Origin of the sequence: Novosphingobium sp. ES2-1 (assembly GCF_015169775.1) — a bacterium.
Lineage (GTDB): Bacteria > Pseudomonadota > Alphaproteobacteria > Sphingomonadales > Sphingomonadaceae > Novosphingobium > Novosphingobium subterraneum.
Genome location: NZ_CP063445.1, coordinates 1,689,924 through 1,708,227 on the forward strand (window position 1 = coordinate 1,689,924; position 18,304 = coordinate 1,708,227).

General features: G+C 62.4%; 12 protein-coding genes. 1 reads left to right on the top strand and 11 read right to left on the bottom strand.

Annotated elements, in window-relative coordinates:
- Position 1 precedes the first annotated feature (1 nt).
- The 11 genes from IM701_RS08255 to IM701_RS08305 form a co-directional block, all read right to left on the bottom strand.
- Positions 2 to 784: an enoyl-CoA hydratase-related protein gene (locus IM701_RS08255; RefSeq protein WP_039332424.1), complete on the bottom strand. Its 783-nt coding sequence runs from the start codon at positions 782 to 784 to the stop codon at positions 2 to 4.
- Positions 785 to 950: 166 nt separating this feature from the next.
- Positions 951 to 1,919 carry a glucokinase gene (locus IM701_RS08260; RefSeq protein ID WP_039332166.1) on the bottom strand — a complete coding sequence of 323 codons (969 nt, stop codon included), beginning with the start codon at positions 1,917 to 1,919 and terminating at the stop codon, positions 951 to 953.
- Between the two features lie 28 nt (positions 1,920 to 1,947).
- Positions 1,948 to 3,786 (bottom strand): phosphogluconate dehydratase, encoded by a 1,839-nt coding sequence (gene edd / locus IM701_RS08265; RefSeq protein ID WP_193826641.1) that lies wholly within the window; start codon positions 3,784 to 3,786, stop codon positions 1,948 to 1,950.
- Positions 3,786 to 4,412, bottom strand: coding sequence for a 6-phosphogluconolactonase (locus tag IM701_RS08270; protein ID WP_193826642.1), 627 nt, complete (start codon positions 4,410 to 4,412; stop codon positions 3,786 to 3,788). Before IM701_RS08270 ends, edd begins: the two co-directional genes overlap by 1 nt.
- Positions 4,405 to 5,853 (bottom strand): glucose-6-phosphate dehydrogenase, encoded by a 1,449-nt coding sequence (gene zwf / locus IM701_RS08275; protein ID WP_039332162.1) that lies wholly within the window; start codon positions 5,851 to 5,853, stop codon positions 4,405 to 4,407. The genes IM701_RS08270 and zwf overlap by 8 nt, the downstream gene beginning before the upstream one ends.
- Positions 5,854 to 6,023: 170 nt before the next feature.
- Complete coding sequence (locus IM701_RS08280) at positions 6,024 to 6,935, bottom strand: alpha/beta hydrolase (RefSeq protein WP_230487617.1); 912 nt, start codon at positions 6,933 to 6,935, stop codon at positions 6,024 to 6,026.
- Between the two features lies 1 nt (position 6,936).
- Entirely contained in the window at positions 6,937 to 8,985 is a 2,049-nt protein-coding gene (locus tag IM701_RS08285; RefSeq protein ID WP_193826643.1) for a glycoside hydrolase family 97 protein, read from the bottom strand.
- Positions 8,985 to 10,619 (bottom strand): alpha-amylase family glycosyl hydrolase, encoded by a 1,635-nt coding sequence (locus IM701_RS08290; protein ID WP_193826644.1) that lies wholly within the window; start codon positions 10,617 to 10,619, stop codon positions 8,985 to 8,987. The genes IM701_RS08285 and IM701_RS08290 overlap by 1 nt, the downstream gene beginning before the upstream one ends.
- Complete coding sequence (locus tag IM701_RS08295) at positions 10,616 to 12,427, bottom strand: alpha-amylase family glycosyl hydrolase (RefSeq protein ID WP_230487618.1); 1,812 nt, start codon at positions 12,425 to 12,427, stop codon at positions 10,616 to 10,618. Before IM701_RS08295 ends, IM701_RS08290 begins: the two co-directional genes overlap by 4 nt.
- Positions 12,428 to 12,431: 4 nt before the next feature.
- Complete coding sequence (locus IM701_RS08300) at positions 12,432 to 13,901, bottom strand: tryptophan halogenase family protein (protein WP_370584362.1); 1,470 nt, start codon at positions 13,899 to 13,901, stop codon at positions 12,432 to 12,434.
- Positions 13,902 to 14,072: 171 nt separating this feature from the next.
- A complete protein-coding gene (locus IM701_RS08305; protein WP_193826647.1) occupies positions 14,073 to 16,793 on the bottom strand; it encodes a TonB-dependent receptor in 2,721 nt (906 codons plus the stop codon).
- Between the two features lie 350 nt (positions 16,794 to 17,143).
- Between IM701_RS08305 and IM701_RS08310 the strand changes: the two genes are divergently transcribed.
- Positions 17,144 to 18,178: a LacI family DNA-binding transcriptional regulator gene (locus IM701_RS08310; RefSeq protein WP_039332154.1), complete on the top strand. Its 1,035-nt coding sequence runs from the start codon at positions 17,144 to 17,146 to the stop codon at positions 18,176 to 18,178.
- The last annotated feature ends 126 nt before the right edge of the window (positions 18,179 to 18,304 follow it).

Genomic DNA, 18,304 nt, shown 5'->3' on the forward strand with positions numbered 1-18,304 from the left:
CTTACTTCCCGGTGAACGCCGCCTTGCGCTTTTCGAGAAACGCCTTTCCACCTTCGGCCGCATCGGCGCTGTCGCCGGCTTTCCATTGTCCTTCGGCTTCGACGAGCAAGGCGCTGGCGTAGTCCGCTTCAAGCGCCTTGGCGATGTTCTGCCGCATCACGCCGAGGGCAACCGTTGGCCCTGCTGCCAGTCGGGTAGCCAGAGCCATCGCCTCGTCCTGAAGAGCGGCATCGTCCACAGCCTTGTAGATCAGGCCCCAGCTTTCTGCCTTCTCCGCTCCGATCTTTTCGCCCAGCATCATCATCTCGGTGGCACGCGCCTTGCCGACGAGACGCGTAAGCATCCACGAGGCGCCCCCATCGGGCACGAGCCCAATGTTGACAAAAGCCTGGAGGAAGTAGGCGCTGCGGGCGGCGATCACGAAATCGGCTGCCAGCGCTATCGAGCATCCGACGCCTGCCGCAGGTCCATTGACCGCCGTGACCACCGGAACCGGCAGGCGCGATAATGCAAGCATCAAGGGATTATAGGCCTGCGTCAGCGCAGTGTAGGCACCTCGCCCGCCTGCAATCGAGCGATCACCCCGCGCGGCAAGATCAGCGCCGGAGCAAAACGCGCGGCCCTCTCCGGTGATCACGACGGCACGTGCTCCACCGAGATCGTTGACGGCATTGGCCAATTCAAGCGCCATGTTCGGCGGACAGGCGTTCAGCCGCTCCGGCCGGTTCAGCACGATCTTGAGGACATCGCCTGCACGCTCGACGCGAATGGTCTCGTATTCCATCTGGGCACCTTCTCCTTCGGCATCCGCATTCATGCTTCCGACCCAAGCAATACCGCTTCGGCAGAACGAATCCACCAGAATTAATTGCCCGATTAAAGCGAGAATGCCGGTCTATCTGGTCCCATCCATAGGCGGGCGAGGCACCGCGCGCCTATCCACACATTGATCAGTCTGGATAGGCTTGGGCGTAGGCTGCTGCTGCACCGAACAGGCCCGGCTGCGGGTGGGTAATCAGCTTCACCGGGATCGCCGCCATCAGCCCTTCGAAGCGACCCTTGGCGCGGAACCGGTCAGCAAATCCCGATCGCACTAGCGTGTCCTTGATGCGCAGGCCAAGTCCGCCCGCCATCACCACGCCAGTCGAACCGTGCGCGAGCGCGAGGTCGCCGGCAACGCTGCCCAGCGACAGGCAGAATCTGTCAACCGCCGCCGCCGCGAGGCTATCGCCACCTGAAGTGCCGAGTTCCCAAAGCTCGCGGTCGGTGCGGGGGGTGTATGGGCGGCCTTCCAACAGCGCGAGAGCCTCGTAGATGTCGACTATGCCCGGCCCTGCCACGACACGCTCGACCGATACCCGGCGATGACGCTTGCGCAGGCCTGCGAGGATCGCATCCTCGATCGCATCGAGCGGCGCGTAATCGATATGCCCGCCCTCGGTCGGTTGAACGCGATAGGCGCTTTCGTTCCGCCAGAGTTGCGCGACACCGAGGCCGGTGCCGGGGCCGACGACACTGATCACGCCAGTGGATGGCAAATCCGTTTCCGGGCCGGAGAGATGCAGGAAATGACTATCGTCCGCCTGCGCCACTGCATGAGCCACGGCGGCAAAATCGTTCACCACCACGTAGCGTTCCGCACCGAGCTTTTCGGGAATCAGAGCCGGTCGGATGATCCACGGATTGTTGGTGAACTTGATGATCTCGCCGCCAACCGGACCCGCAACTGCGATCGCTGCTGCCGACGGCAATGGCCTGCCGACGATCCGCCCGAAGTCCTCCCAGGCGAGCTGGAAAGACCCGTGTTCGGCGGTCTTCAGCGTGACCGCTTCACCCAAGGAAACGACCCTTCCCCCCGTCACTTCCGCAATCGCGAAGCGGGCGTGGGTCCCGCCAATATCGACGGCAACTACCTGCATCCTGTCCCCCTATTCTCTTTCGTTGCCGTCAGAGCCCGGCTGCAGCCAGCATCGCCGAACCACCGCGTTCGGCCTCGTCCGAATGCAGGCGCATCAAGGCGAACAGTTCACGCCCAACGCCCATGGCTGCTTCGGGAGCAGGCGCATTCTCGCGCGCGGACCATTCAGCAGCATCGACCAAGGCGGCCAGTTCGCCTGTATCTGCGCAGACGCGCACGATGTCGCCGTCGCGCAGTTTGGCCAGTGGGCCACCGGTCTTCGCTTCCGGCGACACGTGGATCGCAGCAGGAACCTTGCCGGACGCGCCAGACATGCGGCCGTCAGTGACCAGAGCCACCTTGAAGCCGCGGTCCTGCAGCACTCCGAGCGGCGGTGTCAGCTTGTGCAACTCGGGCATGCCGTTCGACGCGGGTCCCTGGAACCGCACCACGACCACAACATCCTTCTCCAATTCGCCGGCCTTGAAGGCTGCCAGAACGTCGTTCTGGTCGCTGAATACCCGGCAAGGCGCTTCGATCGTCCAGCGCGAGGGGTCCACAGCGCTGACCTTGATCGTGCCGCGGCCGAGATTGCCCTTGAGCAGGCGGAAGCCGCCTTCCTGCTGGAATGGTGCAGCTACCGGGCGCAACATCTTCTCGTCGCCCGACACCTCTGGCGCGGCTCTCCATTTGAGCGTGTCGCCATCCATGACCGGCTCCTGCGCGCCCTCTTCGAGCGACTTGCCGTAGACGGTCATGATATCCGCATGGGCGAGGCCTGCGCCGATCAATTCGCGGATAACGTAGGGCATGCCACCGGCCGCAGCAAAAGCGTTCACGTCGCCGGCCCCGTTCGGATAGACGCTGGCGATCAGCGGGACGGCGCGGCTCAGCTCATCCATGTCGTCCCAGTCGATCTGGATGCCCGCGGCCCGCGCGATGGCTGGCAGGTGGATCACGTGGTTGGTCGAACCTCCGGTCGCCAGCAGACCGGCAATTGCGTTGACGATCGCCTTTTCATCCACACACAGTCCGAGGGGGCGGTAGTCGTCACCGTCCCATCCGATCCGGGTGATCCGGTGCACCGCAGCGCGGGTAAGTTCCTGGCGCAGCTTGAGGCCGGGCTGGACGAAGCTGGAGCCCGGCATGTGCAGGCCCATCATTTCCATCATCATCTGGTTGGAGTTGGCGGTGCCATAGAAGGTGCAGGTGCCGGGCGAATGGTAGCTTGCGCTCTCGCTTTCGAGCAGTTCGTCGCGCCCTACCTTGCCCTCGGCATAGAGCTGGCGGATGCGGACCTTTTCCTTGTTGGGCAGGCCGCTCGGCATCGGGCCGGCTGGGACGAGGATCGTCGGCAGGTGTCCAAAACGCAAGGAGCCGATCAGCAGACCAGGCACGATCTTGTCGCAAATGCCCAGCAGCAGTGCGCCTTCAAACATGGCATGGCTAAGCCCGACGACCGCAGCCATCGCGATATTGTCGCGGCTGAACAGCGACAGCTCCATCGAGTCCTGTCCCTGCGTCACGCCATCGCACATCGCGGGAACGCCGCCCGCCACCTGCGCCGTCGCACCGACCTCACGGGCAAAGATCTTGATCTGCTCAGGGTAGCGGCCATAGGGCTGATGCGCAGAAAGCATGTCGTTGTAGGCGGTGACGATGCCGATGTTCATCGCCTTGCCGCTCTTGATCAGCGTCTTGTCCTCGCCCGAGGCCGCAAAGCCGTGGGCAAGGTTGCCGCATGAAAGCTGCGGGCGATTGAGGCCCTGTTCGCGCGATCGCTCGATCAGGTCGAGGTAGGCGGCACGCGATGGGCGCGAACGTTCGATGATGCGTTGGGTGACGCGCTCGACGATAGGGTGCAGGGCGACACTGGAATTGGAGGGCATCATTCGCTCCAGTAGATGGTAACGGGCGGGCCAAAGCCGCGGAGGAAATCTGTGACGGGATAACGCTCATCACCGTCAAGTGCCGCATCGAGCAGCGCCTTCTTCGAGGTGCCAGTCACGACAAGGATGATCTCCCTCGTCGCCTTGAGTGCTTTTTCATTCAAGGTGAGCCGATCGAACGGCGCTTCCTGCGGCAGCGGGATGGGCGTGGTCGCGATGACGGCAGGCCCGGGTCGGACATGCGCTGTCATTTCCGGGAACAGCGAGGCGACGTGCCCGTCCTCACCCATGCCGAGCCAGACGAGGTCGAATGGCGCGACTTGCGCGCCTTCTGCGAGGCGTTCGAATTGCGCACCGGAATCCCCGAGCGCTGCATGGATCTTGCCGAAGTTGCTTGCCGGATGGTCGTCCGCCACCCTGCGATCGTCAGTCAGGGCAATGGTGACGCTGGACCAGTCGAGCGGGCGATCCTTGAGCAGGGCCAGCACCTTGATCGGCGTGGAGCCCCCGGTGAACGCGATCCGCTTATGGCCCGCTGCCGAAACGACTCGCGCGATATGATCCGCCACTGCCGCAGCATCGCCGGGCTGCGCCCACCGCACGCTTGCCGGCACGAGGTCAGTCATTCCAGCTTCTCCCGTCCCGTTCGGTCAGGGCAATGCCGGCGTTCGGCCCCCACGACCCAGCGGCATAGGGCCGAGCTTCCATCTCCGTGTCAGCCCAGACCTTGCGGATAGCGTCGACCCATTTCCACTGCGCTTCCACTTCGTCACGGCGCACGAACAGCGTCTGCTCGCCCTCGATCAGGTCGAGCAGCAAACGCTCGTAGGCAATGCGACGGCGCGCCTTCGCAAACGCCGTAGTCAGCGACAGGTCCAGGTTCACTTCGCGGAGCACGATCCCACCGCGATCCAGCCCCGGCTCCTTCGCCATGACCTGCAGGCGAACGTATTCCTCGGGCTGAAGGCGGATGACCAAGCGATTGGCGCGCAGGCGGCCACCACGCTCGGCGAAGACGTTGTGCGGCACCTGCTTGAATTCGACGACGATCTCGCTGCGCCGCTCGGCAAGGCGCTTGCCGGTGCGCAGGTAGAACGGCACCCCGGTCCAGCGCCAGTTGTCGACGTGCGCCTTGATGGCGACGAAGGTCTCGGTATCCGATGCCTCGCCAAGATCTTCCTGATAGCCCGCCACCGAAGCGCCCTTGACTGCGCCGGTGCGATATTGGCCGCGCACCATCTCCTCGGCTTTTACCGGGCGCAGTGCGCGCAGCACCTTGACCTTCTCGTCGCGGATCGAAGTGGCATCGAGGCTGGCTGGCGGCTCCATCGCCGTCAGCGCCAGAAGTTGCAGCATATGGTTCTGCACCATGTCGCGCAGCGCACCGGTATCGTCGTAGAAACCCTTTCGGCCTTCGAGGCCAACCGTCTCGCTGACCGTGATCTGCACGTGATCGATGCCGCCCGCGTTCCACAACGGCTCGAACATCATGTTGGCAAAGCGCAGCGCCATCAGGTTCTGAACCGTTTCCTTTCCAAGGTAATGGTCGATCCGGAAGATCTGTTCCTCGGCAAAGGCGGCGGCGACAGCATCGTTGATCCGGGTGGACGAAGCGAGATCGTTGCCCAGCGGTTTTTCAAGGCCGATCCGGACATTGGCATGCGCCAGCCCCGCCCTCTTCAGGCCTTCAATGGTCGGTTCGAACAGGAAGGGTGCGGTCGACAGGAAAATCGACAGGCCGCACGAAGTATCACCCAGTTTCTCAGCGAGCGCGCCGAAGCCATCGACATTCGAGGCATCAAGCGTCTGGTATTCGAGCCGTTCGAGGAAGCTTGCCAGCTTCTCGTCATCGCGCCGGTCTTCTGGCAGGAACTCGGCTAGCGCGTTACGGGCGAACTCGCGGAACTCGGCGTCGTCATGCTCCGAACGGGCGGTGCCGACTATGCGCAGGTCGGGCCGGATCAGCCCGTCCTCGTGCAGTGCGTAAAGCGAAGGCAGCAGCATGCGCCGCGAAAGGTCCCCGGTCGCGCCGAACAGCAGCAGGGCCGAGCAACTGGTTTCGATCATCGACGCTAATCTCCCTTGGCAATGCGGCCCGCCGAAATCGGCGCCGGACCCGTGCCTTGCACCGGCCCTAGACCCTTAGTCCTTCCGGTTCAGCACGCATATGTATGCAGGATAGCTATGCGCTGGCGCCGGGTAGACATCCTTGCACTCCGACAGGCGCTGGGCAACCGTCAGGGGCGAAAGAGCCACTCGAGCACTTCCGGCAAGCGGGCTGCCCAGGCGTCCTCGTCATGGGGCGCACCGGGATAGAACCGGCTCTCGAAATCTGCACCCTCTTGCCATCCTGCGCTTGCGAAGGCCTGATCGACCTCCTTCTGGTAAGGCGCATAGAACTGGTCGAGCGTCGCGTCGCCATGGTCCATCCACACCCGGCGAGCATCGGGCTTGCCCAGAGTCGACGAGAAATAGTCGCGCCACACCTTCGCGGCCTGCGCGTCATAGCCAGCAACCGCGTCGGGGATCGCTGCCGGCCAATGCGAACTCATGCAGGCCGCACGCCCGAACACTTCGGGCCTGGCGGCAATGGCATAGCAGCTCATCAGGCCGCCCATGCTCGAGCCGATGATCGCGGTGTTGATCTTTGCTGGACGCGTGCGGAACGAGCGGTCAACCCAAGGCTTCAGCACATCACCGATCCACGCGAGGTATCGAGACGAGGTCACAGGTCCCTTTGCCATCACGTCCATCTTCGCCCGCAGTTCCGGCGGAGCGGCATCGTAGGCCGGCTTCGGCAGATACTGGCGGAAGCGATCCTCACCCGGAGCCCAGATCCCGACGATGATCCGCGGTTCGATGCCTTTACCCATGACAGCAAGCATGGCCTTGTCCGCCGCCCAGATCTTTTCGAAGTTGGAATTGCGCCGGTCAAACAGGTTGTGCCCGTCGTGCATGTAGACCACCGGATAGCTACGATTTGACCCGTCATATCCAGGCGGCAGCCAGATGCTCAGTCGCTGCGGCGGCAACCCTGCCGCCGCAATATCGCTATATTCGATGATCCGGCCCTGATCCTGCGCCGCCGCCGGATGCGTGGTCATCGCCAGCAGGAGCATCCCCATCCCGGCAAGCAGGCGCAGCATCATGTCACTTCTCCGGATGCAGACGCACGGCAAGACCGCCGCCGGGTGCCAGCCAGGCCGGCAGGACATCGCCCTTCTTCACCTTCAGCGTGCCATAGGCGATACGGTGCCGGGCCTCGGTCTCGTAAGTAGCGCCCTCGCCGTCCTTCCACAGTGTGGCGGTATAGGTCTTGCCCGGGTCGAGGAAGTCGAGGCTCAGCGAAACGTCGCGCGCCGTCGCATCGTTCACGCCCCCGACATACCAGTCCTCGCTGTTGCGGTCCTTGCGCGCAAAGATCGCGAAGTCACCCACCTCACCGGCGATCAGGTGGCTTTCGGACCAGTCGGCGGGCACCTGCTTGATGAAGGCCAGTTCCCTGGGATGGGCCTCGAGGCTCTCGATGAAGTCCGCTGCCATCTGGATCGGAGAATAGAGGGCAAGGTAAAGGCCGAGCTGCTTGGCAAGCGTGGAGGCCAACGGCACCTTGTTTGCGCCTTCAAGGCTCAGCACGCCCGGCGTGTAGTCCATCGGCCCGGACAGCATGCGGGTGTAGACCAGCGTAGGCTCGTGGTCCGGTCCGTTGGCAAACTGGCCCCAGGCATTGTATTCCATGCCCCGCGCGCCTTCGCGATCGATCCAGTTGGGATAGGTGCGGCGCAGGCCAGTGTCCTTCACCGGTTCGTGGGCGTTGACGACGATGCGATACTTCGCCGCCATCTCCACGACCTTGAGGTGATGCTGAACCTGCCGCTGGCCGTCATGGTATTCCATCTTGTACGTGTCCGGCGTGTCACCGGGGGCAAGGATGCCACCGGCGTCAGCGACATAGCCAGTTTTCACCGCCCGAACGCCCAACCGGTCGTAAAGCTTCATGGCGTCTTCGAGCTGGGCCTCGTAGTTCGCGATATTGCCGCCGGTTTCGTGGTGGCCGATCAACATGACGCCCTTCTTCGCGCCGTATCTGGTGACGGCTTCGATATCGAAGTCGGGCGTTGCCTGGGTGTAGCTGAAGTCCTTGCCGTTGCCGAACCATGTGCCGTTCCAGCCTTTGTCCCAGCCTTCCACCAGCACCCCGCCGAAACCGTGCTTGGCGGCAAAGTCCATGTACTGCTTGGTCCGCGCGGTCGTCGCGCCATGTTTGGGCCCTTCGGCCCACGACCAATCACCGCGGATCATGCCCCACCAGATGCCAATGTACTTCATCGGCTTGAAGTAGGAGACATCGCCGATCTTGTTGGGCTCGTTGAGGTTCAATTCGAGGTCGTTCTCGACCAGGCCCTTGGCACTGTCGGCGATGCGCAGCGTGCGCCATGGAGTGTTGAATGGCACTGCGCGTACAACCTTCGGGCCACTGGACGAAGGGGCCAGTGTCGCCCGGAACGAAGTGCCGGTCTGACGCTTGAGCCACATTCCCGAATAATCGACCAGTGCGGCTTCATGGAACGACAGGTGGGTGCCGTCATCGAGCTTCATCGTGATCGGCGTGTGGGCGGTGGAGACGGCGTCGATCGGGGTCTTCTGGTAGACCTGCTCGTAACGGTTCCATTCGCCGCCGGGGATCCACCATGCGGTGCCGTTCTGCGCGATGTTGAACTCGGTCAGTTCATCGGCGATCTTCATCACCTTCATGGCGGGCTGTTCCGGGATCTCATAACGGAAGCCGAAGCCGTCATTGAACAGGCGGAAGCGCACATTCATGCGTCGGGCACCCCAGTCCGGCGTCTGTTCGAACCTGACCAGCAATTCATTGTGGTTGTCGCTGACATAGCGACGCTCGCCCCACGGCTGTTCCCAGGTTTCCTTCCCCGATGCGGTCTCGCTGCCGATGATCTTCTGGCCCCGCTGCATCGTCGGCCCGTCGCTGGTGATGAAGCCCAGCATCGACGACGCCAGCAGCAGCTTGCCCTTGCGGGTCAGGCTGTAAAGCGGGTGCCCGTCATTGTCGGTTGTGACGGAAAGGACCAACGATCCGTCCGGGGATGATGCTGTCACGGTTTCAGCAAGAGCCCGCGAAACGAGGGCGCACGAAAGGGTCAGCGCCAGCGGCGCTGCAACGTTCAGAAAGTTACGCATCAGATCCTCTCTTCGATCAGCAGTGCGCCAAACGGCGGCAACTGCCCAACAGTGGCGCCGTTTACCGACGCGAGTTCCTTGCCATCCCGAACCAGTCCTTGCGGCCAGACCACCGGGACGGAGGACAGGTTGAAAAGTCCTGCAATCGATTGCTCTCCCGAGACGCGACGGATAGCAAGCAGGCATTCGTCTGCATGGAGAACCTGGAATGAGCCAAGGCGTAGCGCATCGTTTTCACGGCGCAAACGCAGCAGGCGCGTGGTCAGATTGAGCAGCGACGACGGATCGGCTTCCTGCCGGTCTACCGCGCGCGCCAGATTCTCTTCGCCCAACGGCAGCCACGGCGCTCCGCATGTGAAGCCCCCCTCGCCTGACTGCACCACCCACGGCATCGGCGTGCGGGCCCCATCGCGTGAAAGCGTCAGCGGCCAATTGGCAATCGCTTCCGGGTCCTGCAACTGCTCGAAGGGGATCTCGACCTGGGTCAACCCCAGTTCCTCGCCCTGATAGACAATGATGTTGCCCCGCAGCGACGTGAAAAGCATGGCCTTCAGCCGTGCAAACGCCTCGCGATCATCGAGGCCGCACCAGCGCGACAGTGCGCGGGGAGCGTCGTGGTTCTCGAAAGCCCAGCTCGGCCATCCGATACCCGGCGTGTCCGGCCACTTGGCAACGGCCTGCTCGACGAATTTCGGAGTCAGCTTGTCCGCATAGAGGAAGTCGAAGCCATAGGCGCTGTTGAGATGATCCTCGCCCGCGGTGAAGGCTTTCATCTCGGTCTCGGCCAGATCGCCACCCACTTCAGCCACAGTGAACACCGCGCCATACTGATCGCACAGTTCCCGCACGCGCTGGATGAACCTCAGGATATCCGGGTGCGACTGGTTGTAGATCTTGAGCTGATAGTCAAAGGGGCGCGTCTTGCGACGCCCGTCATCGGGCGCTGGCGGATTATCGCGCAGCGTCGGGTCATGCATGAGGAAGTTGAGCGCATCGAGACGGAACCCGTCCACGCCACGATCCAGCCAGAAGCGCATGACGCCAAGCAGCGCATCTTGCACATCAGGATTGTGCGCATTCATCTGCGGCTGGCTGGAAAGGAAGTTGTGCAGGTAATACTGCTTACGCCGCGCATCCCAGGTCCATGCCGGACCGCCGAACACTGATTGCCAGTTTGAGGGTGGCGAACCGTCGGGCCTGGGATCGGCCCAGACGTACCAGTCCGCCTTGTCGTTCAGCTGATCCTGTCGGCTTTCCTCGAACCATGGATGGAGGTCCGAAGTATGGGCGTAGACCTGATCAATCGTGACCTTCAGCCCCAGTTCGTGGGCGCGTCTCACCATTGCGTCGAAATCGGCGAGCGTGCCGAAAATTGGATCGACGTCACAATAGTCGGCCACGTCATAGCCGAAATCGCGCATCGGCGATTTGAAGAACGGAGAGACCCAGATTGCATCCACGCCGAGGCGCGCCACGTGCTCCAGACGTTGCGTGATGCCCGGCAGGTCGCCGATGCCGTCACCATTGGAATCACAGAAGCTGCGCGGATAAATCTGATAGATCGCAGCGCCACGCCACCACGGCACGTCAGGCTGTGGCTTGGTGCTGGGAAGTACGGCTTCGGAAGTCTTCATCGAACGGTAGTTTCCGGGGAGGGAGCAACACGGCAAACCATGCTGCCGAAGGCGGGTAGCTCGACCGTAACGCTGCCGGGCGCGGAAACCTGCGCCGGGCATCGCCCATAGAGCGTCTCAAGGCTTGCTGCGGACACCCCGATCACGCTTTGCATGGCGATCGGCTTGTCCGAGGTATTGAAGGCAATGAAGTATTCGGTACCGCTAACCGGATCAAAGCGGGAGACCGAAAACAAGCCGGGCGCTTCCGAATACGTTCGCGTAACCTGCCGACCTCGCGCCAGCGCCGGGTGGGCCTTGCGCAGCTGGGCCAGGGTCGCGATCAACCTGTAAAAAGGGTGGGCCGGATCGAAGTTGGCCGTTGCGTTGGTTGCCGAAGTGCCAAGCAGACGATTGTCGTTGTAGCTCGCGACCTTGCTGGCGAACATGTCCTCGCGGGCGTCCTGATCGTTGCCATCGCCCATAAAGCCCTGCTCGTCGCCAGAGTAGATCACTGGCGAACCACGCAGGGTTAGCAACATCACATGGGCAAGCTCGACGCGCCTGGTAAGTTCGGCGTCTGAAATCCCCGGCATGTCCTTGGCGAGCAGCGTGGAGAACCGGCCCATGTCGTGGTTGCCAAGGAACGTCGGCATCGCCAGCGCGGCTTCTTCGCCGCCCTCATAGAGCACATCGCCATCGAAAGTATCGGCGAGGACCTCGGTACCCTTGCCCTTCCCCAGCACGGCGCGCACCGCGCCCTGAAAGGCGAAGTCCAGCACTGCCGGATAGCCGTCACGCCGGGTGTAACGGGCTATGGTGCCGGGGTCCGACCCTTCGTGCGCCACTTCGCCGAAAATCGAGAAGTTGGGTATGCCGGCCTGCTTCGCCGTATCCAGCATCGCAGGTATAAACGCCTGCCAAAAACCCGGATCGACATGCTTGGCCGTGTCGATGCGGTAGCCGTCGATGCCGAACTGCCTGATCCAATCGGCATAGATCTCGATCATGCCGGCGCGTACCCGGGGATGCTCGGTGAAAAGGTCGTCAAGGCCGGCGAAGTCACCGAAGCGGCTGTTCTCGCCGCGGAACGTGCTGTCACCGCGGTTGTGGTAATAGATCGGATCGTTAAGCCAATCGGGCACCTTCACGTGCGCTTCGGCTGGCGGAACGAATGGCTCGTAGGCAAAGCCGGGATTGGTCAGCTTGGCGAAGTTGGCTGCACTCGAGTCCGCGTCTCCGGCGAACCCAGGATTGACCGGCTCACCATTCACGCCACCCTTGCGCGAATAGGGCCAGTTCGCCTTGTCGCGGTAGGTGTACTGGCCACCCTTGTACTGGATTACGTCAGCGGTGTGGTTGGCGATGATGTCCATGTAGACCTTCATCCCCCGGGCGTGGGCCGCGTCGACAAGCGCCTTGAAGTCGGCATTGGTGCCGAAGTGCGGATCGACGCGGGTGAAGTCGGTCACCCAATAGCCGTGGTATCCGGCACTCTCGAGCCCCGGCCCGCCCTGCACCGGCTTGTTCTTGAAGACCGGTGCCACCCAGATCGCGGTGGCGCCAAGCCGCTGCAGGTAGTCTAATCGCTGGGTCAGCCCCTTGATGTCGCCGCCGTGGTAGAAGCCCTTGGCGGCGGGATCAAAACCGGTCTTGTAGCGATCTCCCTTCAGGCCGCCGCGATCATTGGCCTTGTCGCCATTCTCGAACCGATCGGGCAGGAGGAAATAGATCGTCTCCCCCGCTGCCGGACGCGCCCGGACTTCGGCGAGCGGCACGTCGGCCTGCGCGGGTTGCGAGGCGAGCAGCGCCAGAAGAGAAAGACCCATGACCTTACGCATGTGCCGGCACCTGTCCGCAAACATGCGACACGTATTCAGCGTGAGACGGCATTCGGGCAACGTCCTTTTCGTAGGCACCGCGCACGGTATCGAGGAAGGCTTTGAGGCTTTCGGGCGCAACCTGGTCGGCAAGCGGATGCCAGCGTGCGGGCACGACACCCTGCCCGATCATGACCTGCACCCAACCGGGCACGTCGAACAGTTCGTCGTGTTCGCGCACGATGCGTCCCGACGCCCGGAACATCGCAAGACGTTCGCCCAACGCATCGGGCAGTTGTCCGGCTGCCTCCATCTGCCGCAGAGAGTCCCAGAAGGGTTCGCCGTGCCTGCCATTGGCGACGTAATGCAGGATCACGAAATCGCGGATGCGCTCTATTTCGAAAGCTGCGATGCGGTTGTAAGCATCGCGATCAGCATCCTGAACAGGGCCATTGGGCATGAAATCGACGAGACGGCTGATTGCGGTCTGGATCAAGTGGATCGAGGTGGATTCCAAAGGCTCAATGAAGCCGGAGGAGAGCCCGATCGCCACAACGTTCCGCTCCCAGAACTTCTCGCGCCGCCCGGCCTTGAAGCGGATGGTGCGCGGATCGGCCAGTTGCTCGCCATCGAGGCGGCCGATAAGCCGCGCTGTGGCTTCGTCTTCGCTCATCAGGTCGGAGCAGAAGACGTGGCCGTTTCCGGTACGATGCTGAAGCGGAATGCGCCAGCACCAGCCGGCGGGCTGGGCAATTGAACGGGTGTAAGGAACAAGCGGCTCAGCCCTGTCGCAGGGCACCGCCACTGCGCGATCGCATTTCAGCCACTGGCTCCAATCGACATAACCGACGCCCATCTCCTGCCCCAGAAGCAGGCTGCGGAAGCCAGAGCAGTCCACGAAGAGATCGCCGTCGATCACGTCGCCACGTTCGAGACGAAGTGCCGCCAGATTGCCGTTCAGCACATCGCGGTCGAAACCGACGATCCGCCCCTCGATCCGGCGAACGCCACGGCCTTCAGCGTAACGCCTGAGGAATGCGGCATAAAGCGAGGCGTCGAAATGGTAGGCGTATGGCATCGGCGGCAAGGCGCTACCTTGCGGACGGTCGATATGCGCGAACTTGTTTGCATCGGAAGCGACGGCGTTGAGCACGTATTCGCCCAGCGGACCGGCAAGGCCATGTGCACGGCCTCGCAGCCAGTAGTGGTGGAACGGCAGAACACCGAGGCTGCGACCCGTAAGCCCGAAGCCGTGGATGTAGCGGTCATCGAAACCACCCCAGCCTTCGAAAGCGATCCCAAGCTTCCAGGTGCCATGCGTTTCGCGCAGGAACTGGGCCTCGTCGATACCCAGTGTCTGGTTGAACAGGCGAACCATCGGGATGGTCGCCTCACCGACGCCGACCGTGCCGATTTCCTCGGACTCAATTAATGTCACCTGCCAGTGCGGCGAAGCCAGCCGGGCAAGAGCAGCGGCGGTCATCCATCCTGCCGTGCCGCCACCTGCAATGACGATCCTGCGCTGATCTGTAGCCGACACGTCCGTTCTCCCGCAGTGAATTCTCTCGAGAGTGCCTTCTGCGGGCACATTCTTGCAACGTCTCTGTCCCGAAAGGGTGGAGGGAGCGGGATGAGGCCGCTCCCTCCGGAGGGATCAGAACTTGTAGTTGAAGCCTGCCATGAAGCGACGACCGTAGGTCTGGTAGTTGCGGATCTGCAGCGGTGCGCCATTGTCGACCGAAACGAAGGGCTCGTCGGTCAGGTTCTGGCCCTGCACGAAGAGGGACAGGCCATTTAGCGGGCTGCTTTCCTGGAAGTCATAGCCGATCTGCGCATCGACGATGGTTTCCTTCAGCGCGCGGCGCAGTTCACGCTCGCCGCCGAAGCCGACAAAGATTCCTTGGAACGACGAGCGGTGACGGGCCGAGACGCGGGCGTTGAAGCCGGCCTTCTCGAAGAACAGCGTGCCCGAAGCAACCCAGCGCGAGTAGTCCGGAAGGTCCATCGAATTGGCGTTCGGACCCGGCTTGATCGAGGTCTTGGTGTAACCAAGCCCGCCCGTGAAGCCGAAACCCTCGAGCGCCGGGGTGATGACTTCAAACGGAAGAGTTCCAGCGAGTTCCACACCATAAAGCTTGCCACCCGAACCATTGACCGCCGTGTTGATCGTACCGACGAAGTTCGTGATCGGAACCGGGGCGACGATCGGCAGGCCGGTGTAATCGTAAGGGACGACATCCTTGTAGATGTAGTTGTCGAGCTTCTTGTAGAACATCTGCAGGCCGACGTAGCCCTTGCGGCCGAAGTACTTTTCGATGTTCAGGTCAGCTGCCCATGCGCGATACGGACGCAGCTGCGGATTGCCGCCGTTACCGGTGATCACGCCGCTGTTGACGTTGTAGCTGTAGTCCAGGCTAACCTTCATGTCCTCGAAGCGCGGACGCTGGATCTCGCGCGCTGCGGCAAAGCGTACCACCCAGTCACCCGGAATGCGGAAATTAAGGTTGAGGCTTGGCAGGATGTCCCAGTAACGCGCGCCGCGGGTGACAGGCACCAGCGAGGCAGCCGCAAGGTTCACGAAGCCACGCGACTTCTGCTCGGTGTTCTGTGCAAGAACGCCGATATTGCCGTCCATCTCGACATCGCCGAGCGTCGCCTTGAGGTCGCCCTTGAGATAGATCGACATGACGCGCTCGGTGACCGAGTAAGCCTTTGCCGGAACGTCCTTCGAAGCGTTCAGCGTCTTTACGTAGACTCCGTCTTCGAGCAGCGCGAAGGGATCGTAGCCGATGACCGGACCGGCACCGATGAAGCCAAGGTCGGTTGCGCCCGTGCGGTACTTCTCCGGCACGACCAGCGACTTGGCGCCGCCGGCGAGGTTCAGGAAATACTCGACCGGCGTCTTTGCCTTGGTGCGATCGACGTAAGCCGTGCCGACCGTCAGCTTCGAGAGGAAGCTGTCTTCCAGTTCCTTGCCGACTTCGACCTGGAAGCTCTTGATTTCGTCGTCGATGATGCGGTCGTTGTAGTAGCCCTCCTGCGAACCATTCGGCGCGCCGCCACCCCAGCCGAGCGGGTCGGTCAGGACGATGGTGTTGTAGTTGCCATAATCGAGGACGTGGCTGGTGAAGCTGGTTCCGGTCGGACCGCTGACGAAGGTCAGCGTATCGGTCGCACCGACGCCAGCGCCCGGGCCGGTGCCCGCGTTGGTTTCAAGGGTAAGTTCGTTGCGATCGGTCTTCGAGTAGCCGAAGTCGAACGAGGCCGACCAGCCATCCTCACCGGCCCAAGCAGCGTTGAAACCGCCCGAGAAGATGTCCGAGTTGCGTTCGTAGCCATGATTGTTGACGACGGCCTCGACGCCCGAGAACGTGCCCTTGGTGATCAGGTTGCCGTTGGTCTCGATACCGGTAGGCGACAGCTGCGCACCACTCCAGGCCAGCGGAAACTCGATGCCACGCTTGATCTGCTTGTCCTTGAAGTTGCCGTAGAAACCGTCAACGGTCAGGGTCAGCTCGTCGACCGGCTTGAACTGCACGGTGCCCTGGATGCCGAGACGCTTGAGCTGCGTTGATACGCCAAAAGGCTTCATGCCGCCGATGATCTTGGTATTGTTCGGGCCGTCGGCGTAACCCCAAGCCTCGAATTCCTGAGCCTGATATGGCTCATCGGTGTAAGCAGCCGACAGAGCCACGCCGAGACGGTCTTCCATGAACTGGCCGACATAGGTCGCCGTCGCACGATAGCCGAACTCGTTGCTGTCCTTGTTGACTTTGCCAAGGTCAGCGTAAGTGCCGCGGCCGCCGAACGAGAGAAGGCTCTTGCCGAATTCGAGCGGACGGATCGTCTTGATGTCGACGGTGCCGACGAGGCCTTGGTGGACAAGGTTCGCCTGCGGCGTCTTGTAGACGTCAACGCGGCTGACGATTTCCGAAGGGAACTGATCGAACTCGACGTTGCGCTGTTCGCCCGTCGAGGTTTGCGGGCGACCGTTCAGCGTGGTCGAGGAAAGGTCCGCGCTCGAACCGCGGATAGCGATCGAGTTGGCGCGGCCGAACAGGCGCTGGGTGGTAAGACCCGGCAGGCGAGCGATCGATTCACCGATCGAGGCATCGGGCAGGCGGCCAATGTCTTCGGCCGAGACCGATTCCACGATCACCGGCGAGGTCTTCTTGACGTTGACGGCCGTGGCGAGCGCGGCGCGGAAACCGGTCACGACGATGGCCTGCTCCTGCGCCTCCGGAGCCGCGTCAGTTGCCTGCGCCTGATCCTGCGCCGGGGTGGCGTCCTGCGCCATGGCCGGAGTCGCAACGAGGGCGACTGTCATCGCTGCGAGCGATACGCCGGCAGCAGCGGATAATGTGCGAATTGCCATGTTGAAATTCACTCCCCCAAGCCGGAAGCTCCGACCCTGAACCTTCTGTTGAAACCGTGATTGCACTCGGCGGTGCCGCTGATCCCGGCCTTCCGCTCCATTCCGGCTTAAGGGAGCGATGAAGAATGGCGAATATGGCATACGTATACTATGCATGCGCCGCCCCCCGGATTGGTTTCAGTTGATGCTATTTGGCAACGCTCCCGCCGTGAGAAAAACCCTTGGGAAATCGGCATTTCCCATTGATTCTGGCAGCGCAACCGCCGAGCCATTGCATGACTGAGACATCACGCATAAAGTCCGGGTTGACCGACCACGGGACCACACCGGGCGGTGGGAGTGATCGGGATATGGGGCGCAGGCCTTCCAACAAACCAACCAGTTTCGACATTGCCTACCTTGCCGGCGTATCCCAGCCCACCGTGAGCAGGGCGTTGCGAGGCAGCAAATCGGTCAGTCTCGCGACACGGCAGAAGATCGAGGCGATTGCTCGACAACTCAATTACACGGTCGACAAGAATGCTTCTTCACTGCGTTCGCAGCGGTCGAACACGTTGGCTCTGCTGTTCTTCGAGGATCCGACGCCTGATGAATCCAACATCAACCCGTTCTTTCTCGCCATGCTGGGATCGATCACGCGGCATTGCGCCAATCGCGGTCTTGACCTGCTGATCTCGTTCCAGAAACTGGATGACGATTGGCACAAGCGTTACCAGGACAGCCATCGCGCGGACGGACTGATCCTGCTTGGTTATGGCGACTACACGGCATACGAGCCGCGACTGCGCCAGTTGATCCGCTCGGGCACGCATTTCGTACGCTGGGGCTCGGTTGACGACGGCACGATCGGGGCCACGGTCGGATCGGACAATTTCGGCGCGGGGCGGCTTGCTGGCGAGCACCTTCTGGCACGTGGACGCAAGCGGATCGCTTTCCTCGGCCAGGCGGATTCGCACTATCCGGAATTCGAGCAGCGCTATGCCGGCCTTGCCAAAGCTGTGGTGACTGCAGGCCTCGCGCCCGACCCATCCCTGCTTGTCGACGCCGTTTCATCCGAGGAGAACGGCTATCACGCTGCGCGTGAGCTTCTATCGCGGGAGGCGTCGTTCGATGCGATCTTTGCCGCGAGCGATCTTATCGCGGTAGGCGCCATGCGCGCACTGTCCGAAGCCGGACTGTCGGTTCCCGACGATGTCGCCGTCGTGGGCTTCGACGACATTCCCGCTGCCGCCTTCACTTCGCCTCCGCTGACCACGATCATGCAGGATATCCGGCTGGCTGGTGAAGCTCTGGTGGAAAGCGTCCTTGCACAAGTCGAAGGTCGCCCAGGCAACCCACGCGTGCTGCCGGCGCGGCTTGTGGTTCGGGCAAGCAGCGGCGGGTGAACCGCCAACGGTCTTGGTATTCGTATGCGCATCGATTGCAGGAACGCCCGGATTCTGCGACTTCGCGACGCCTGATTGCAATGCAATGGCCGCGTGAGACGGCCACCTGGCGCGCCAACAGCGCCC

Excerpts from the sequence above, each read along its gene's own strand:
- IM701_RS08305 (WP_193826647.1), bottom strand. The coding sequence starts at position 16,793 with ATGGCAATTCGCACATTATCCGCTGCTGCCGGCGTATCGCTCGCAGCG.
- IM701_RS08255 (WP_039332424.1), bottom strand. The coding sequence starts at position 784 with ATGGAATACGAGACCATTCGCGTCGAGCGTGCAGGCGATGTCCTCAAG.
- IM701_RS08310 (WP_039332154.1), top strand. The coding sequence starts at position 17,144 with ATGGGGCGCAGGCCTTCCAACAAACCAACCAGTTTCGACATTGCCTAC.
- IM701_RS08285 (WP_193826643.1), bottom strand. The coding sequence starts at position 8,985 with ATGCGTAACTTTCTGAACGTTGCAGCGCCGCTGGCGCTGACCCTTTCG.
- edd (WP_193826641.1), bottom strand. The coding sequence starts at position 3,786 with ATGCCCTCCAATTCCAGTGTCGCCCTGCACCCTATCGTCGAGCGCGTC.
- IM701_RS08280 (WP_230487617.1), bottom strand. The coding sequence starts at position 6,935 with ATGATGCTGCGCCTGCTTGCCGGGATGGGGATGCTCCTGCTGGCGATG.
- IM701_RS08270 (WP_193826642.1), bottom strand. The coding sequence starts at position 4,412 with ATGACTGACCTCGTGCCGGCAAGCGTGCGGTGGGCGCAGCCCGGCGAT.
- IM701_RS08295 (WP_230487618.1), bottom strand. The coding sequence starts at position 12,427 with ATGGGTCTTTCTCTTCTGGCGCTGCTCGCCTCGCAACCCGCGCAGGCC.
- IM701_RS08300 (WP_370584362.1), bottom strand. The coding sequence starts at position 13,901 with ATGACCGCCGCTGCTCTTGCCCGGCTGGCTTCGCCGCACTGGCAGGTG.
- IM701_RS08260 (WP_039332166.1), bottom strand. The coding sequence starts at position 1,919 with ATGCAGGTAGTTGCCGTCGATATTGGCGGGACCCACGCCCGCTTCGCG.
- zwf (WP_039332162.1), bottom strand. The coding sequence starts at position 5,853 with ATGATCGAAACCAGTTGCTCGGCCCTGCTGCTGTTCGGCGCGACCGGG.
- IM701_RS08290 (WP_193826644.1), bottom strand. The coding sequence starts at position 10,619 with ATGAAGACTTCCGAAGCCGTACTTCCCAGCACCAAGCCACAGCCTGAC.